Raw genomic sequence first — 16803 nt, forward strand, 5'->3', positions numbered from 1 at the left:
GTGGCCGTTATGCCGCCTTCGCTGCCGTATGTGAAATCAGAGCACCATCGCCGCAATCCAGCCGAACACCAGCAACGGCAGGTTGTAGTGCAGGAAAGTCGGGACCACGGTGTCCCAGATGTGGTGATGCTGGCCGTCGATGTTCAGGCCGGAGGTCGGCCCCAAGGTCGAATCCGAAGCCGGCGAACCGGCGTCGCCCAATGCACCCGCGGTGCCGACGATACAGACGATGGCGATCGGGCTGAAGCCCAGCTGCACGCACAAGGGCACGAAAATCACCGCCAGGATCGGCACGGTGGAAAACGACGAACCGATGCCCATGGTCACCAACAGCCCGACCAGCAACATCAGCAAGGCGCCGACGGCCTTGCTGTGGCCGATCCACGAGGCCGAGGTTTCGACCAGCGTCTGCACTTGCCCGGTGGCCTTGATCACTTCGCCAAAGCCGGACGCGGCGATCATGATGAAGCCGATCATCGCCATCATCTTCATGCCTTCGGTGAACAGCTCATCGGTGTCACGCCACTTGACGATGCCCGACGCCGAAAAAATCAGGAAACCCACCAACGCGCCGATGATCATCGAATCCAGCAGCAGCTGGATGATGAACGCCGCGGCAATGGCCACGCCGGCAACCATCAGGCTCAGCGGGTTGTACTGCACCGCGACCTGCTCGACCTGTTCGATCTTTGCCAGGTCGTAGACGCGCTTCTTGCGGTAACTGACAAACGCGATCAGCAGGCCTACCACCATGCCCAGTGCCGGGATACCCATGGCGTGAGTCACGTTGATGCCGCTGATATCGACGCCGCTGCGGGCGACGTTGGCCAGCAGGATCTCATTCAGGAAAATGTTGCCGAAGCCCACCGGCAGGAACATGTACGGGGTGATCAGGCCGAAGGTCATGACGCAGGCGATCAACCGGCGATCGAGCTGCAGCTTGGTCAGCACATACAGAAGCGGCGGCACCAGCAATGGAATGAACGCGATATGGATCGGCAGGATGTTCTGGGACGCGATGGCCACGACCCACAACAGGCCGATCAGCAGCCATTTGACCTGGCCACCGCCATTGGCATGTTGGCGGTCGACCATTGCCAGGGCCTTGTCAGCCAGGGCATGGGCCAGGCCGGACTTGGCAATCGCCACCGCAAACGCGCCGAGCAACGCATAGGACAACGCCACCGTCGCACCACCGCCCAAGCCGCTATTGAACGCCTTGAGGGTCGCGTCGATGCCAAGGCCACCGGTCAGCCCCCCCACCAGCGCCCCTACGATCAGCGCGATGACCACATGCACGCGGGACAGGCTGAGTATCAGCATGATGCCGACCGCGGCAATTACTGCATTCATTGTCGTTACCTCTGGGCAAGCGAAAAGAGTCCGGCCGGCAGTCTGCGAGAGCCGCCAGCGGATAAAGGAATAGGTTTTATTAGAGGGCGCGCACTTTGAAGGAAGCCGCTGCAAGCTGCAAGCCTCAAGCGACAAGTTTTGGCTCAAGAAAGCTGCTTTCAGGCCGTTACAGAGCAAAGTCGCAGATATTTATCGAATAAGGACGCCTCCATGTCGCTCAGACAACTTTCCATTCAATGGAAAATCACCCTGTTGGCCGGCCTCTGCCTGGCGGGCATCGTGACCCTGCTGGTGGGTCTTTCGCTGTATCGCATGGAGCACAGTTCCGCGCTGGTGAAAGCCTCGAGCATGGAGATGCTGACCGAAGCGGCCCAGGCGCGGATCGAGTCCCAGGGTGAAAACCAGGCGCTGATGATCCGCCAGCAGTTCATGGACGCCTATCAATATGGCCATGGTTTCTCGCGCCAGGTGCTGTTCCTGCGCGACCAGGCGGAAAAACGCTTCCTCGATGCCTTCGACCTGCGCGAAGACCTGACCCGCCAGGTCAAGTCGGCACTGCAAGCCAACCCCGACCTGCTCGGACTGTCCCTGGTGTTCGAACCCAACGCCCTGGACGGCAAGGACGAACTGTTCAGCGGCCAGGCGGAGCTGGGGAGCAACGACAAGGGCCGTTTCGCCCTCTATTGGTCGCAGCCGACACCGGGCAAGGTGACCTCCATGGCGCTGCCCGAAAGCGACATGGCCGACACCAGCACCGGCCCCAGCGGCGAACCGGCCAACGCCTGGTTCACCTGCCCGCGCGCGCGCCTCACGCCTTGCGTGATCGAGCCGTACTTCTATGTGATCGACGGCCAGAATGTGCTGATGACCAGCATCGTGTTCCCGTTGATGGTCAACGGCAAGGTCATCGCTTCGCTGTCGGTGGACATCAACCTCAACAGCCTGCAGGCAATCAGCCAAAGCGCGAGCGAGAAGCTCTACGACGGCCAGACCAGCGTCAGCATCGTCAGCCCGGCCGGCCTGCTCGCCGGTTACAGTGCCGATGCCAGCAAACTCAGCCAGCGCCTGGAAGCCGTGGACACCCGCACCGGCGCCGAGCTGATGCGCATGCTTGCCACCAGCAGCGCGACCGCCAGCCTGCACAAAAATCAGCAATTGAAAGTGCTGGCCCCATTCCAGCCGATTCCCGGCGGCAAAGCCTGGGGCGTGCTGCTCGACGTGCCGGAAAAAGTCCTGGTCGGCCCGGCCGAGACCCTGAAAAAACAACTGGATGACAGCAACACCGCCGGCACCCTGACCGAACTCGGCCTGGGCATCCTCGCCGCGCTGATCGGCTTGCTGCTGGTGTGGCTGATGGCGCGCAGCGTGACCCGGCCGATCCTCGGCGTGGCGCACATGCTCCAGGACATCGCCAGCGGTGAAGGTGACCTGACCCGCCGCCTGGCCTATGACAAACAGGATGAACTGGGCCAACTGGCGGGCTGGTTCAACCGTTTCCTCGACAAGCTGCAACCGATCATCGCCGAGGTCAAACGCTCGGTGCAGGACGCCCGCGGCACGGCGGACCAGTCGTCCGCCATCGCCACCCAGACCAGCGCCGGCATGGAGCAGCAATACCGTCAGGTCGACCAGGTCGCGACCGCCTCCCACGAAATGAGCGCAACCGCCCAGGACGTCGCCCGCAGCGCCGCACAAGCGGCACAGGCGGCGCGCGATGCCGATCAGGCCACCCGCCAGGGCCTGACCGTGATCGACCGCACCACCGCGAGCATCGACAACCTCGCCGCCGACATGAGCGCGGCGATGGTCCAGGTCGAAGGCCTGGCGGCCAACAGCGAGAAAATCGGTTCGGTGCTGGAAGTGATCCGCGCCATTGCCGAACAGACCAACCTGCTGGCCCTCAATGCCGCCATCGAAGCCGCCCGGGCCGGTGAAGCCGGGCGCGGTTTTGCCGTGGTGGCCGATGAAGTGCGCAACCTGGCGCGGCGCACCCAGGAGTCGGTCGAAGAAACCCGCGTGGTGATCGAACAACTGCAAAGCGGCACCCAGGACGTGGTCGGTTCGATGGGCAACAGCCACCGCCAGGCCCAGGACAGCGTCGAACAGGTTGGTCAGGCCGTGACGGCGCTGCAGCAGATCGGCGACGCGGTCACCGTGATCAGCGACATGAACCTGCAGATCGCCAGCGCCGCCGAAGAGCAAAGTGCCGTGGCCGAGGAAATCAACCACAACGTGGCGACCATCCGCGACGTCACCGAGTCGCTGTCGGGGCAAGCCAACGAGTCGGCGCGGGTGAGCCAATCGCTCAATCGCCTGGCCAATCAACAGCAGAGCCTGATGGATCAGTTCCGCGTTTAGCCCATACACACATCCAATGTGGGAGCGGGCTTGCTCGCGAATGCGGTGTGTCAGTCAACATGAGTATCGACTGACACACCGCATTCGCGAGCAAGCCCGCTCCCACAGGTCTATCTATCGTACATGAGATGCACACCCGGTCAGTTGCCCGGAACCTGCGCGGCGTTTCGGCATCCTATCTACCGATACCGCGCCCCGCCATTCAAACAGCCGTTTTGCGGTTGTTGCCCCTGGGGCCATCGATACACATACATGCCCTTGAGTGGCTCTCAGCGCTCGGGTAATGTCATCAGACCCATAGGACAGAGCACGCCCATGACTTCCAAGCTGGAACAACTCAAACAGATGACCACCGTGGTTGCCGACACCGGCGACTTCGAAGCAATCGCTCGCGTCAAGCCCGTGGACGCCACCACCAACCCTTCCCTGCTGCTCAAGGCAGCGGCCATTCCTGCTTATGCCGAACTGCTCAATGCATGCGTCGCCGACTGCAAGGGCGATGTGGGCCTGGCCAGCGACCGTTTTGGCGTCGCGGTCGGGCAGGAAATCCTCAAGGTGATTCCCGGCCGTATTTCCACCGAAGTGGATGCGCGCCTGTCGTTCGACACTGACGCCGTACTCAAGCGAGCGCACCGTCTGATCGAGCTGTACGAAAACGCCGGTATCGGCCGCGACCGGGTGCTGATCAAGATCGCCTCCACCTGGGAAGGTATCCGCGCTGCCGAGATCCTGGAAAAGGAAGGCATCCAGACCAACCTGACCCTGCTGTTCTCGTTTGCCCAGGCGGCTGCCTGCGCCGACGCCGGGGTGTTCCTGATTTCGCCGTTCGTGGGCCGCATCTACGACTGGTACAAGAAAGCCAACGGTAACGACTACGTCGGCGCTGATGATCCGGGCGTGCAGTCGGTGACGCGCATCTACAACTACTACAAGGCCAATGACTACAAGACCGTGGTCATGGGCGCGAGCTTCCGCAACCTCGGCCAGATCGAGCAACTGGCCGGTTGCGACCGCCTGACCATCAGCCCCGACCTGATCGACAAGCTGGCGGCGGACACCGGCAAGCTGGAGCGTAAACTGGCGCCGGGCAGCGCCGGTGAAGCGCGCCTGAACCTCAATGAAGCGCAATTCCGCTGGCTGTCCAACGAAGACGCCATGGCCACCGAGAAACTGGCCGAGGGTATTCGTCAATTCGCCCGGGACCAGGAGAAGCTGGAGGCGTTGTTGCAGGCCAAGCTGTGATCTGCATCGCGTAATGCAAAAAGGGCGAACCTTGGTGGGTTCGCCCTTTTTTGTGAGTCCTGATCGAGTGAGGTGTTCTTGCGGACGCCTTCGCTGGCAAGCCAGCTCCTACAGGGGGATTTGTTCACGCAACAGATCCAATGTGGGAGCCAGCCTGCTGGCGATGAGGCCAGCCCGGCCAACATCACTTTAAGGGATCAGTGACGCTCCAAAGCATTCACCAGGTCATGAAAGGCTTCCCGATTGGAGTCGTTCAAGCCCATGAGGATCTTGTGCGCTTCCAGCACCTTGATCCGCACCACCTCCTCCGACTGATCCTGATCAGGCAGGTCGTCCAGGCATTCCGGGCATGGCACCGGCTGGTCGACGATGTTGAACACCTGCTCGAACCCCATCGACTGCAACAGACGGGTGATGTCTTCATGGGTGGTGACAACGGTTGGCAGCAGTCCGACCTTCTGCCGCGACAGGATCGACAGTTTGGCCAGCAGGCCCAGGGTGGTGCTGTCGATGCTGCGGGTTTCGGTCAGGTCGATCACGATCGCGTTGAAATTCAACGCGGTGAAGATCCGCTCAATAGTTGCATCCAACGCCGAACACAGGGTCAGGCGAACTTCACCGACGAATTTCAGGACAAAGGTGCCGTCCTGCTCGGCGAACTGGATTCTACCGGTACTCATCAAAGATTCCTGCTCAACACCAACAGGGCGATATCATCCGGCATCTCCCCAAGCGTGGCCAATCCAAAAACCTGCCGCAGGCCATCCAGGCTGCCGCCCGCCGCCTTAACCCGTTCGGGCAAGGCAGCCTCTTTTTCTTTGAGTGTGGGTTCCGGCAAAAGGTCCAGAATGCCATCAGACATCAGCGTCAGGCTGAACGTCGGCGGCAATTCCAGCACGTGATCCTCGTAGGTGGCTTCATTGAAGAGGCCTACCGGCAGACCACGCCCTTCCAGGTAACGAACACTGTCGGGTGTGTACAACACAGGCAACGGCAAATGACCACCGATGCTATAGGTCAACAAACCTGTCTCCTCGTCGATGACTCCACCGACCATTGTGACGTGTTTGCCCAGCTTACAACTGATCAGGCCCCGGTTGATATGCCCAAGCACTTCAGACGGCTTGAATTCCGGCAAGGTGCCGTTGCGCTTGGACTCGAACAACAGGCGCGTGGTCATGAATTTCAACAGCACGGTGACGAAGGCTGAAGAGGCGCCATGCCCGGAAACGTCCGCCAGGTAGAACGCTACCCGGCGCTCGTCGACCCGGAAATAGTCGACAAAATCACCCGACAGGTACAGCGACGGAATGATCTGGTGGGCAAACTTGAAGTCGTCGATGGTCCAGGGGCTGACCGGCAGCATGTTCATCTGCACCTGGCGACCGGCGTTCTGGTCTTCCTGGAGCAGGTTCAGGCTGGCGGCGAGCTCACGGTTGGCCTTTTCCAGCTTCTCGCGGTAGCGCTGGTTTTCCACCAGCAGGCGTGCGCGATCCAAGGCCCGACGCACCGAGTGCTCGAGCACGGCCAGATCTTCGAGAGGCTTGATCAGGTAATCCGCTGCACCCAGGCGCAGGGCCTCGACCGCGTCGTTCATGACGCCGGCACCCGACACCACGATCACCGGTCTTTGCGGTGACAGCTCGGTGACTTGACGGATGAGTTCGAGACCGCCCATCTGTGGCATGCGCAGATCGCAGATGACCAGGTCGGGCTTGTCTTGCTCGAATACCTGAAGACCCTGCTGGCCATTGCTGGCCTGCAAGACGCTGAAACCACTGTCTTCCAAATAGGCCGCGAGGCTCGCGCGCACTACTTCGTCATCATCGATTATCAGCAGCGTGGCACTGGTTTTTGGCATGTGGGCAAACGGCGCCAGAATTAGGTTGGCGTAGCGGCTCGGATTTTCGTCCGGCTCAGACTACTGGATTCGCTTTCTAGCCTCTCTGCTGCACTGTTTTCGAGCGTTTACCCGACTCACAGGTCCACCAGAGGTGCCCTTCTAAGGCGCAGACGGTACTCCCATCCGCGAGGCGTTTCAAGCTCACGCCGATGGTCTCTTGGCGACGAGACTTTTCAAATCACCGGGAGTTATAAGAACCTGCAAAACCGAAACCCAATGAAAGGTCGCTCAGGGCAATAAAAACGAACAAGGCGGCTCGTTGGCCGCCTTGTTTCTTACCGGTCGAGATCAGAAATCGTCTTCGACCTGGCCGTCTTTCACCTTGAATTCACGGTTTTGCAGATAAGCGTTGCGGATGAAGGTGTACTTGTCGCCGGTGATCAGCTTCTCGGAGGACAGCAGGCTCGCACGGGTATCGACGATGTTCAGGCCGAAGATCGAGTTACGCACCGGTACATCGTGGATGTAGCGGTACGGGCCGGTGTAGCCGTCGACGTACTTCGAGGGCGCATCACGCAGCGTACTTGGGCCGAGCAGGGGCAACATCACGTAGGGACCACTGCCAACGCCCCAGTAACCCAGGGTCTGGCCGAAGTCTTCGTCATTGCGGTGCAGGCCCATGTGGGTACCCACGTCGAAGAAGCCCAGCAGGCCGAAGGTGGTGTTGAAGAGCAGGCGCGCCGTGTCGATACCCGCCGCGTGAGGTTTGACCTGGAGGATATTGTTGGCGAGGTTGGTCACATCGCCGACGTTGCGGAACATGTTGTGGATGCCATCTTCGAGAAACTCTGGCGTCACGAACTGATAGCCCTGGGCCAAAGGTTTCAAGGCATAGGTATCGACGAAGTCGTTGAACTCGAAGATCGGACGGTTGACGCCTTCCCAAGGATCATCTTCCGAGGCTGCCTGGGCAGCAAACGGAACCAGCAGCGCACTGGCGCACACACAAAGCCGAGCGAGAGGATTGCTCCAGCGCATAGAAAAACTCCTTGGACTGTAACGTCGCGGGGCGCTTGGCCCGGCGCAAAGATCGATAGTATAAGACGTAACTGCCACTTTAGGCAGTATTGGACCCGCCCCCCTCACAGGTCGAGCAATTCACAACAGTGTCACTCAACTGTCACCGTCGCCCTTTAGCCTCGAGGCTATTTCAGGGACGTAGACATGCCACACGCCGAAATCACCCCGCAAACCGCGCCGAACCTGACTGCCGTGCTGTTCGGCCTGAGTGGTTGCCTGGTGGATTTCGGCGCCTGCATGCGCCTTCAGGCCAGCCATGGTGCCGATCACGCCGAGGTCACCCCCGGCGCCCTGGACAGCCTGCACAGCTTGCAGCGCCAGCAGATCCCCTGCGCCTGGCTCGATGAACTACCTCCCTCGACCAGCCATGCTTTGGCTATCGGCCTGCCGCAATGGATCAAGCCTTCGCAGCCTCTGCAACAGCTTGCAACAATCAAACCCTGGCCGGCACCGGATGCGTGCTGGCAAGCCTTGATGGCCCTGGACATCGAACGCCTGGACGGTTGCGTGCTGGTCAGCGGCGAACCGCGGCTGCTGCAATCGGGTCTCAATGCCGGGTTGTGGACCATCGGCCTGGCCTCCTGCGGCTCGCTCTGCGGGCTGTCGCCGGCGCAATGGCAGGCATTGTCCGCACAGGAACGCGACATCAAGCGCAGCAAGGCCACGGTGCAGCTGTTCGGCCTGGGCGTGCATTCGGTGATCGATCACCTCGGTGAACTCGACACTTGCCTGGCAGACATCAGTTTGCGTCGGCTCAAGGGCGAAAAGCCCTGATACAGATCATGCAGGTTAGGCGCGAGTGGATTAATCTAAAGATAAGCCATAGACCTTTGGCGCGCCGTCGCGGTCTATGCCAGTGCCTATCGATAAAAGGAAGAACGCCATGCCTGCCCGCGAACTGCAAGAACAGCTCAATGCCCTGCGCGAGCAATTGGACCAGAATCCTCCGCTGACCGAAGTCGAGCGCGAAGACCTGCACAAGCTGATGCAACAGATCGAACTTGAACTGGAGCTGGAAACCAAGACCCAGGACGTCAACCTCGCCGATAACGTCAACATGGCCGTCGAACGCTTCGAACTCGAACACCCGACCCTCTCCGACGCCCTGCGCCGGATTGGCACGGCCCTGCACAGCATGGGCATCTGATCCTGCAGATACATGTGGGAGCGAGCTTGCTCGCGAAAAACCAGAGATCACCGCGGGGAGTCAGGCTTCCCGCGTTATCGTTGACCTCCATCGCGAGCAAGCTTGCTCCTACAAATCATTTACTGACGGACCAGGCGATGGTTCGGCAGTTGCACCTCTTCAGTACTGCGATACGGATTGATATCCAACCCACCCCGCCGCACATACCGCGCAAACACCGTCAATTTCTCAGGCTTCAGTAACCGCTGCAGATCAAGGAAAATCCGCTCCACGCACTGCTCATGGAAGTCCGAGTGCTGGCGGAAGCTGACGATGTACGCAAGCAGGCTCGCGTGATCCAGCGCCGCGCCACGGTACTCCACCGCCACGCTGCCCCAGTCCGGCTGGCTGGTCACCGGGCAATTGGACTTGAGCAAATGGCTGTGCACGCTCTCTTCGACAACGCGCGAATGATCACAACGCAGCAGGTCCGGGCGCGGGTGCTCGTAGGTGCTGACGCTGATGTCCAGATCGTCGATGCACTCCCCTGGCAATGCCACCACACCTTCGGCCTCGACTTCTTTCAGGCTGCGGATGCGCACGCCCACGGTCTTGCCGGCGGCGGCCGACAGGTCCTTGGCCAGGGTCGATTCGAGGCTGGCGATGTCGGCAAACGGCGTCTGGTTCAAGGAGTTGAGGTAGAGCTTGAACGACTTGGATTCGATGATGTTCGGCGAATCCGCCGGAATGCTGAATTCGCCGATCGCCACCACCGGTTTGCCCGACGGCAACAACCACGACAGTTCGAAGCAGTTCCAGAAATCCACGCCTTTATACGGCAGTGTTTCAGCCGTCAGGCCCAGCTCCGCCCATTTCGCGGTGCGCGGGATCGGAAACAACAGGGACGGCGTGTAAGTGGCAATGTATTCGCTGGATTTGCCCAGCGGCGAGTGTTCGGCTGCGGGATGCATGGCGGAAACCTGACTGAAGAATCAGCGGATTCTACCAGCCTTTGCCGCAGCCTTTGAGTGCTTACTGACTGACAGTCAATTTGCCTACCATGCCGGCCTGGTAATGACCGGGGATGTTGCAGGCAAATTCGAGGCTGGTGGCCTTGGTGAACGTCCAGGTCAGCTCGGCGGTCTTGCCAGGCTCCACCAGCACGCTGTTGGGGTCGTCGTGCTGCATGCCATGGCCCATTCCGGCCATGGCGCTGTGGTCCATTGCCTTCACGCCGGTAGGCGTGAGCATGCCGTGTTGCTGCATCTGCAGCATTTCCTGCTGATGCCTGGTATGCATCGCGGCATCGCCGAGGTTGAATTCGTGCAGCAACTGGCCTTTATTCACCAGCACGAAGCGCACCGTTTCCCCGGCCTTGATCTCGATCGCCTTGGGGGTGAACGTCATGTCACCCATGACCACCTCGACGCTGCGGCTCGCCTTGGCGGCCGGTGCCGGCTGACCAAAATCCCAGGTTTGCGCCGGCGATGCCCACACCGGCGAACTCAGCGCCAACAGACAGCTGGCCAACAACACGGATTTGCGCAAAAACATCGAAGTACTCCAACAAGATCAAGGTTCAGCCTGTGGAAAACTCTAAACTGCCATCGCTGCCCGTTACCTGACGGCCAGATTACAACTTTGTCAGCTTGGCCTGCAGCGTCGTCGCCCAAGGTATAACGCTGTTGTGCCATTTAGCCCGAGTCGCCCATGAAACTGCTGATCGTCGAAGACCAACCGAAAACCGGCCATTACCTGCGCCAGGGCCTGACCGAGGCCGGGTTCACCACGGAACTGGTGGCCGACGGCAGCACCGGTCAGCAACTGGCGCTGAGCGGTGACTATGCCCTGCTGATTCTCGATGTGATGCTGCCCGGTCGCGATGGCTGGCAGATCCTGCAAGCGGTGCGCAGCGCCGGCCTCGACACGCCGGTGCTGTTCCTCACCGCCCGGGACGCCGTGGAAGACCGGGTACACGGCCTGGAGCTGGGCGCCGACGATTACCTGGTCAAGCCGTTCGCCTTCTCCGAGTTGCTCGCGCGGGTCCGCAGCCTGTTGCGCCGTGGCAGCACCCCACCCCAGGAAACCTGCCTGCAACTGGCCGACCTGCGCCTGGACCTGATCCGTCGCCGCGTCGAGCGCAGCGGCCAGCGCATCGACCTGACCGCCAAGGAGTTCGCCCTGCTGGAAATGCTCCTGCGCCGCCAGGGCGAAGTCCTGCCCAAATCGCTGATCGCATCCCAGGTCTGGGACATGAATTTCGACAGCGACACCAACGTCATCGAAGTCGCGATCCGCCGCTTGCGCCTGAAGATCGACGACGAGTTCCCGAACAAACTGATCCACACCGTGCGCGGCATGGGCTACGTGCTTGAAGAGCGCCAGCCCTGATGCGCCGGCTGTCCTTGAGCGCGCGCCTGGCACTATTGTTCGCCGCGTGCACCGCCGTGGTCTCGCTGTTCGCCGGGTTTCTGTTCAGCCGCGCCAGTGAGGCGCACTTCATCGAGCTCGACCAACAGTTGCTGGACGCCAAGCTTGTTGGATTACGAAGGGCATTGCCGGATATCCAATCAAGCGAAGGTCAAGCCCGGCTGGCCGACGAATTGAGTCGCCAGGCCGACCTGTCACTGCGCATCAGTGGCAGCGATGGCCGCCGCTGGCATGACAGCTCCCCGCGCCTGCCGCCGACCTTGCCGCGCCAGCCCGGCTTGTCCACGGTGAGCCACGACGGCACCGACTATCGCGTGCTGAACGCACCGCTGTATCCCGACCAGGTCGATTCGCCGCAACTGACCCTGCTGCTGGACATCACCCATCACCAGCATTTTCTGCAACGCATGCAACACCTGATCTGGCTGACTGTCGGCCTGTCCGCCCTGGCCACTGCCCTGCTGGGTGCCTGGGCCGCGCGCAGCGGGTTGCGACCGTTGCGCCGCATGAGCGCGGTCGCCCGTGGGGTCTCGGCGCACTCGCTGAACGCACGCCTGCCGGAAGACAACATGCCGCCGGAGCTGGCGCAATTGGCCCTCCACTTCAACGCCATGCTAGGGCGACTTGACGACGCCTTCCAACGGCTCTCGGCCTTCTCCGCCGACATTGCCCATGAGCTGCGCACACCGCTGTCGAACCTGCTGACCCACACCCAGGTCACCCTCACCCGTGAGCGCCCCCTCGAGGATTATCGCGAAGCGCTGCACAGCAACCTCGAGGAACTGCAGTGGATGGCGCAACTGGTCAACGACATGCTGTACCTGGCCAAGGCCGACCACGGTTTGTTGATGCCCAAGCGCGAACCGCTGGAACTGGCTGAGGAAGTGGATGTGTTGCTGGAGTTTTTTGCGCCCCTGGCCGAGGACACTCAACTCACCTTGAGCCGCGACGGAAATGCATGTATCGAGGGCGACCGCAGTATGTTGCGCCGGGCGCTGTCCAACTTGCTGGACAATGCGCTGCGGTTTACCCCGGTTGGGGGCGAGGTTCGGGTGCGGATTGTCGATCGGCCCGAGGGCTTGAGGCTGACAGTGGAAAATAGCGGTGAGGGGATTTCAGCGGATTTGCTGCCGCGCCTGTTTGATCGTTTCTACCGGGCTGATCCGGCGCGACATGAAGGCAGCAGTGAGCATGCGGGGTTGGGGTTGGCGATTACCCAGTCGATCATCCGGGCCCATGGTGGGCAGATTCGGTGTGAATCGGCTGATGGGTGGACGCGGTTTGTGATTGAGTTGCCAAAGGGAGATTGAGGCTAGCCGGGCCGGCCTCATCGCCGGCAGGCCAGCTCCCACAGTATTTTGTGATGTTCACATAATTTGTGTACGACGCGATCCCTGTGGGAGCTGGCCTGCCGGCGATAGCGGTATCAGCGCTTACGAATAACGCAACGCGTGAGCCGGCTCGATCTTCGCCGCACGCCACGCCGGATAAACCGTGGCCAAAAAGCTCATGACAAACCCCGCCGTGCAGATCAGCGCAACGTCCGCACCCTGCAATTCCGACGGCAAATTGCTGACGAAATACACATCGGAACTGAAGATGTGCTGTCCGCTAACCCGCTCTACCCAGCCGACCATGGCACTGACATTCAACGCCGCAATCACGCCCAGCACGCCGCCGATCAGGGTGCCTACAATCCCGATTACGGTGCCCTGGACGATGAAGATCGCCATGATCTGCCGTGGCGTGGCGCCGATGGTGCGCAGGATCGCGATGTCCGCGCCCTTGTCGTTCACCACCATGATCAAGGTGGCGATGATGTTGAACGCCGCCACCGCGACAATCATCAGCAACAACAGGCCAATCATGGTTTTTTCCATCTTCATGGCGCTGAACAGGCTGCCCTGGGTGTGGGTCCAGTCGTCAGCCTTGTAGGCGGCGCCCAGCCCCGTGGCGATGTCGCTCGACACTTGCGGCGCGGCGTACAGGTCCTTCACCGCCAGGCGCACGCTCTGCACCTGGTTCGGCGCCCAATGCTGCATGGCCGCGGCATCGGCCATGTGGATCAGTGCCATCGAACCGTCCAGTTCGGCACCGACCTTGAACACCCCGACCACGTTCAGCCGTTGCATGCGCGGGGTGATGCCGCCCGGCGCATTGCTGACTTCCGGCACGATCAGGGTGATCTTGTCGCCGACATTCAGGCGAAACCGCCGCGCCGTGATCTCGCCGATCACCACGCCAAACTCGCCCGGCTTCAACGCATCCAACCGCCCCTGGACGATATGCTGGGCGACGATCGACACCTTGCCTTCCAGCGCCGGATCGATGCCGCTGACCTGGATCGGCTGCATCGTGCCCTTGTAGGACAGCATGCCTTCCATCTCGGTGAACGGCACGGCGGCCGTGACTTGCGGGTTTTTCATCGCGGCCGCCGCAACGGGCTGCCAGTCATCGATGGGATTGACCCCGACGATGGTCGCATGCGGGACCATGCCGAGGATGCGTGAGCTCATTTCGCGCTGGAAGCCGTTCATCACCGACAGCACCACGATCATGGCCAGCACGCCCAGGGCGAGGCCGATCATCGAGGTCATCGAGATGAAGGAAACAAAGCGATTGCGGCGCTTGGCGCGGGTATAGCGCGTGCCGATAAAGATCGATAACGGTCTGAACATTCGCTGGGGCACCGTAAAAAAATAAAAGACCCGACTGGCTTTTCAGCCCCGTCGGGTTGCAACCGGTCAGATAGGCGTCAGGCAACCTTCCTGCAAATGCAGGACGCGGTCCATCTGGCGGGCCAGGTTCATGTCGTGGGTCACCACCAGGAACGCGGTGCGCATCGAGGTGCTGAGTTCCAGCATCAAGTCCTGGATGCCCTGGGCGGTGTGGGAATCGAGGTTGCCGGTCGGCTCGTCGAGCATCACCAGGCCGGGATTGTTCACCAGGGCGCGGGCGATGGCCACGCGCTGGCGTTCGCCACCGGACAGCTCCGCCGGCTTGTGCTCCAGTCGGTGGCCCAGCCCTACCCGCGTCAGCAACGCGGTGGCACGTTGACGCGCCTCGGGGATCGCGGTCTTGCCGATCAGCAGCGGCATGCAGACGTTCTCCAGGGCGGTGAATTCCGGCAGCAGGTGGTGGAACTGGTACACGAAGCCCAGGGCGCGGTTACGCAGCAGCCCGCGTTTTTTCTCGCTCAGCGCCGACAGCTCTTCGCCGTCGAGCCAGACGCTGCCCTTGGTCGGCGTATCGAGGCCGCCCAGCAGGTTGAGCAAGGTGCTCTTGCCCGAGCCCGACTTGCCGACGATCGCCACACGCTCGCCCGGGTGCAACTCCAGTTGCAGGCCCGCCAATACTTCCACCGACTCCGGGCCTTCCTCGTAGGATTTGCCCAGGCTGCGGCAGCTCAAGATTGCTTTATCACTCATGCCCGACTCACTCATAACGTAGCGCCTCCGCCGGCTGGGTGCGCGCGGCACGCCAGGCGGGATACAGGGTGGCGAGGAAACTCAGGACCAACGCCGCGCAGCAGACCATCAGGACATCCTGGCTCTGCACCTGCGACGGCAGGTAATCGATGAAATACACGTCGGCGTTGAGGAATTTGTGGCCGATGAGGCCTTCAAGCGCCGAGATCGCCGCGCTGACATTGAGCGCGGCGAAGATCCCGACCACCGCGCCGATGGCCGTGCCGACCACGCCGATCACCGTGCCCTGGACCATGAACGTGCGCATGATGGTGCCCGGCGTGGCACCGAGGGTGCGCAGGATCGCGATGTCGCTCTTCTTGTCGTTCACCACCATCACCAGCGTGGAAATGATGTTGAACGCAGCGACCGCGACGATCAGCAGCAGCAACAGGCCGATCATGGCTTTTTCCATGCGGATCGCCTGGTACAGGTTGCCGTGGGTGCGGGTCCAGTCGCGGGCATAGAAACGGTCCTCGCCCAGCTCGCGGGCGATGCTCCACGCCGTGCGCGGCGCCTGGAACAGGTCGTCGAACTTCAGCCGCAGGCCCTGCACCTGATCCGGCTTCCAGCGATGCAGGCGCGCCAGGTCCTGGAGATTGGTGATGCCCAGGTAACCATCGAGCTCGCCGGCACCGACATGGAAGATGCCGACCACGGTGAAGCGCTTCATGCGCGGGAACATCCCGGCGGGGGTCACGGTGACTTCCGGCGCGACGAACGTCAGCTTGTCGCCGATGGCCGCACCGAGCTTGGCCGCCGCCTTGTCGCCGATGACGATGCCGAACTCGCCCGGCGCCAGGTCGTCGAGTTTGCCCTGGGTCATGAAGTTGTCGATGATCGATACCTGGCGTTCCTGCGCCGGGTCGATGGCATTGAGCAGGATCTTGTTGACCTTGCCGTTGTTGGTCAGCAAACCCTGCATCTGCGTGAACGGCGCCACGGCCGTCACCTGAGGGTTCTGCTTGACCTTGGCGGCCAGGCCCTGCCAATCGCTGAGCGGCTCGCCGGATTCGATGGTCGCGTGGGGCACCATGCCCAGCACGCGGGTGCGCATCTCATGATCGAAGCCGTTCATGACCGACAGCACCACGATCATTACGACCACGCCAAGGGCGAGTCCGATCATCGAGGTCAGGGAAATGAATGACACAAAATGATTGCGACGCTTTGCACGGGTATAACGCGTGCCGATAAATACGAAGAGAGGTCTGAACATGTCGGGGCTTGTTCGGAGGGAAAAGGAACGTCCTTGTGGCGGGGGTCGATAACCAGCTTTACACTCAGACCACCGCCGCTACCATGGGTTCGCCATGTCGACATTAGATGAAGAAGATCGCCGCGAATACTACCGTATCGAGGACATGATCGCACTGGAAATTCGGCCCCTGTCCGCCCTCGAAGCCGCCGGGCAGGAAGTGTTGCAGGATGCTTCCCCACTGTTCAATCTGCTCAGCGAACTGCACCTGAGCGAATTCGAGTCGCAGCACCTGCTGCGCCAGATCAGCGAGCGCGACCGCAACCTCGCGGCGTTCCTCAAATCCCAGAACAAGCGCATCGATCTGCTCAGCCAGGTGATCGCCATCACCGTGCTCGGGCAGATCGGCGAACCGCAGCCGGTGATCATCTCCGAAGGCGGCATCGACTTCCAGCACCCTTCCCCCATCGCCGCCGGTTCGCGCCTGTCGATCAAGCTGGTGCTGATGCCCCAGGCCCTGGGCCTGTTGCTGCGTGCGCGCGTCACCCATTGCGACCGCAAGGGCGATGGCTTTGATGTCGGCACCGAGTTCGAACACCTGACCGATGCCCAGCGGCAACTGTTGGCGCGCCATATCTTGCAGAAGCAGGCCCAGGAACGACGCCTGGCCCGCGAACTGAACGAATCAGGCATTTAAATAAAGGAA

At 61.4% G+C, this 16803-nt stretch carries 15 protein-coding genes and 2 pseudogenes; 8 read left to right on the forward strand and 9 right to left on the reverse strand.

The features are described 5' to 3' along the window. Positions 1-36: 36 nt before the first annotated feature. Entirely contained in the window at positions 37-1353 is a 1317-nt protein-coding gene (locus ACM6I6_RS03140; RefSeq protein WP_323608365.1) for a Na+/H+ antiporter family protein, read from the reverse strand. Between the two features lie 429 nt (positions 1354-1782). On the opposite strand from ACM6I6_RS03140, the pseudogene ACM6I6_RS03145 reads away from it, so the two are divergent. From ACM6I6_RS03145 to tal, 3 genes and pseudogenes are all read left to right on the forward strand, one after another. Then, positions 1783-2853 (forward strand): annotated as a pseudogene (locus tag ACM6I6_RS03145) (HAMP domain-containing protein); the annotation flags it as partial. A 345-nt stretch (positions 2854-3198) separates the two neighbouring features. Further along, positions 3199-3711: pseudogene (locus ACM6I6_RS03150) on the forward strand (methyl-accepting chemotaxis protein); the annotation flags it as partial. Between the two features lie 315 nt (positions 3712-4026). Next, positions 4027-4953, forward strand: a complete 927-nt coding sequence (gene tal / locus ACM6I6_RS03155) for a transaldolase (protein WP_274077052.1) — start codon at positions 4027-4029, stop codon at positions 4951-4953. Positions 4954-5150: 197 nt separating this feature from the next. Here the strand turns inward: tal and rssC are convergent, their stop codons facing one another. The 3 genes from rssC to ACM6I6_RS03170 form a co-directional block, all read right to left on the reverse strand. Further along, on the reverse strand, positions 5151-5633 hold the full coding sequence (rssC, locus tag ACM6I6_RS03160; RefSeq protein ID WP_274077054.1) for an anti-sigma factor antagonist RssC: 483 nt from the start codon (positions 5631-5633) through the stop codon (positions 5151-5153). Next, a complete protein-coding gene (gene rssB, locus ACM6I6_RS03165; protein ID WP_414919382.1) occupies positions 5633-6814 on the reverse strand; it encodes a two-component system response regulator RssB in 1182 nt (393 codons plus the stop codon). Before rssB ends, rssC begins: the two co-directional genes overlap by 1 nt. A gap of 330 nt (positions 6815-7144) precedes the next feature. Then, positions 7145-7834, reverse strand: a complete 690-nt coding sequence (locus ACM6I6_RS03170; RefSeq protein ID WP_274077056.1) for a VacJ family lipoprotein — start codon at positions 7832-7834, stop codon at positions 7145-7147. 186 nt (positions 7835-8020) lie between these two features. On the opposite strand from ACM6I6_RS03170, the gene ACM6I6_RS03175 reads away from it, so the two are divergent. Together ACM6I6_RS03175 and ACM6I6_RS03180 are read left to right on the forward strand one after the other, a co-directional pair. Then, positions 8021-8650 (forward strand): HAD family phosphatase, encoded by a 630-nt coding sequence (locus tag ACM6I6_RS03175; protein ID WP_414919383.1) that lies wholly within the window; start codon positions 8021-8023, stop codon positions 8648-8650. A gap of 109 nt (positions 8651-8759) precedes the next feature. After that, entirely contained in the window at positions 8760-9023 is a 264-nt protein-coding gene (locus ACM6I6_RS03180) for a DUF4404 family protein (RefSeq protein ID WP_414919384.1), read from the forward strand. A gap of 119 nt (positions 9024-9142) precedes the next feature. On the opposite strand, the gene queF is transcribed toward ACM6I6_RS03180, so the two are convergent. Beyond that, positions 9143-9973 carry an NADPH-dependent 7-cyano-7-deazaguanine reductase QueF gene (queF, locus tag ACM6I6_RS03185; protein ID WP_414919385.1) on the reverse strand — a complete coding sequence of 277 codons (831 nt, stop codon included), beginning with the start codon at positions 9971-9973 and terminating at the stop codon, positions 9143-9145. 61 nt (positions 9974-10034) lie between these two features. Beyond that, positions 10035-10556, reverse strand: a complete 522-nt coding sequence (locus ACM6I6_RS03190) for a plastocyanin/azurin family copper-binding protein (RefSeq protein ID WP_414919386.1) — start codon at positions 10554-10556, stop codon at positions 10035-10037. A 156-nt stretch (positions 10557-10712) separates the two neighbouring features. Between ACM6I6_RS03190 and ACM6I6_RS03195 the strand changes: the two genes are divergently transcribed. Together ACM6I6_RS03195 and ACM6I6_RS03200 are read left to right on the forward strand one after the other, a co-directional pair. Beyond that, entirely contained in the window at positions 10713-11393 is a 681-nt protein-coding gene (locus tag ACM6I6_RS03195) for a heavy metal response regulator transcription factor (RefSeq protein WP_323608372.1), read from the forward strand. Continuing rightward, entirely contained in the window at positions 11393-12742 is a 1350-nt protein-coding gene (locus ACM6I6_RS03200; RefSeq protein ID WP_414919387.1) for a heavy metal sensor histidine kinase, read from the forward strand. Before ACM6I6_RS03195 ends, ACM6I6_RS03200 begins: the two co-directional genes overlap by 1 nt. Positions 12743-12865: 123 nt before the next feature. Here the strand turns inward: ACM6I6_RS03200 and ACM6I6_RS03205 are convergent, their stop codons facing one another. From ACM6I6_RS03205 to ACM6I6_RS03215, 3 genes are all read right to left on the reverse strand, one after another. Beyond that, positions 12866-14110: a lipoprotein-releasing ABC transporter permease subunit gene (locus tag ACM6I6_RS03205; RefSeq protein ID WP_323608374.1), complete on the reverse strand. Its 1245-nt coding sequence runs from the start codon at positions 14108-14110 to the stop codon at positions 12866-12868. Positions 14111-14176: 66 nt separating this feature from the next. Further along, positions 14177-14860, reverse strand: a complete 684-nt coding sequence (gene lolD / locus ACM6I6_RS03210) for a lipoprotein-releasing ABC transporter ATP-binding protein LolD (RefSeq protein ID WP_274077064.1) — start codon at positions 14858-14860, stop codon at positions 14177-14179. A 7-nt stretch (positions 14861-14867) separates the two neighbouring features. Next, on the reverse strand, positions 14868-16118 hold the full coding sequence (locus ACM6I6_RS03215; protein ID WP_274077065.1) for a lipoprotein-releasing ABC transporter permease subunit: 1251 nt from the start codon (positions 16116-16118) through the stop codon (positions 14868-14870). 94 nt (positions 16119-16212) lie between these two features. Between ACM6I6_RS03215 and ACM6I6_RS03220 the strand changes: the two genes are divergently transcribed. Further along, on the forward strand, positions 16213-16794 hold the full coding sequence (locus tag ACM6I6_RS03220) for a PilZ domain-containing protein (protein ID WP_274077066.1): 582 nt from the start codon (positions 16213-16215) through the stop codon (positions 16792-16794). Positions 16795-16803 lie beyond the last annotated feature (9 nt).

The sequence above is a fragment of the Pseudomonas sp. IT-P218 genome, from assembly GCF_949767605.1.
Taxonomy (GTDB): Bacteria; Pseudomonadota; Gammaproteobacteria; order Pseudomonadales; family Pseudomonadaceae; genus Aquipseudomonas; species Aquipseudomonas putida_AE.

What these genes read in the sequence shown, in the direction of transcription:
- ACM6I6_RS03140 (WP_323608365.1), bottom strand. Translation starts at nt 1,353, where the DNA reads ATGAATGCAGTAATTGCCGCGGTCGGCATCATGCTGATACTCAGCCTG.
- tal (WP_274077052.1), top strand. Translation starts at nt 4,027, where the DNA reads ATGACTTCCAAGCTGGAACAACTCAAACAGATGACCACCGTGGTTGCC.
- rssC (WP_274077054.1), bottom strand. Translation starts at nt 5,633, where the DNA reads ATGAGTACCGGTAGAATCCAGTTCGCCGAGCAGGACGGCACCTTTGTC.
- rssB (WP_414919382.1), bottom strand. Translation starts at nt 6,814, where the DNA reads ATGCCAAAAACCAGTGCCACGCTGCTGATAATCGATGATGACGAAGTA.
- ACM6I6_RS03170 (WP_274077056.1), bottom strand. Translation starts at nt 7,834, where the DNA reads ATGCGCTGGAGCAATCCTCTCGCTCGGCTTTGTGTGTGCGCCAGTGCG.
- ACM6I6_RS03175 (WP_414919383.1), top strand. Translation starts at nt 8,021, where the DNA reads ATGCCACACGCCGAAATCACCCCGCAAACCGCGCCGAACCTGACTGCC.
- ACM6I6_RS03180 (WP_414919384.1), top strand. Translation starts at nt 8,760, where the DNA reads ATGCCTGCCCGCGAACTGCAAGAACAGCTCAATGCCCTGCGCGAGCAA.
- queF (WP_414919385.1), bottom strand. Translation starts at nt 9,973, where the DNA reads ATGCATCCCGCAGCCGAACACTCGCCGCTGGGCAAATCCAGCGAATAC.
- ACM6I6_RS03190 (WP_414919386.1), bottom strand. Translation starts at nt 10,556, where the DNA reads ATGTTTTTGCGCAAATCCGTGTTGTTGGCCAGCTGTCTGTTGGCGCTG.
- ACM6I6_RS03195 (WP_323608372.1), top strand. Translation starts at nt 10,713, where the DNA reads ATGAAACTGCTGATCGTCGAAGACCAACCGAAAACCGGCCATTACCTG.
- ACM6I6_RS03200 (WP_414919387.1), top strand. Translation starts at nt 11,393, where the DNA reads ATGCGCCGGCTGTCCTTGAGCGCGCGCCTGGCACTATTGTTCGCCGCG.
- ACM6I6_RS03205 (WP_323608374.1), bottom strand. Translation starts at nt 14,110, where the DNA reads ATGTTCAGACCGTTATCGATCTTTATCGGCACGCGCTATACCCGCGCC.
- lolD (WP_274077064.1), bottom strand. Translation starts at nt 14,860, where the DNA reads ATGAGTGATAAAGCAATCTTGAGCTGCCGCAGCCTGGGCAAATCCTAC.
- ACM6I6_RS03215 (WP_274077065.1), bottom strand. Translation starts at nt 16,118, where the DNA reads ATGTTCAGACCTCTCTTCGTATTTATCGGCACGCGTTATACCCGTGCA.
- ACM6I6_RS03220 (WP_274077066.1), top strand. Translation starts at nt 16,213, where the DNA reads ATGTCGACATTAGATGAAGAAGATCGCCGCGAATACTACCGTATCGAG.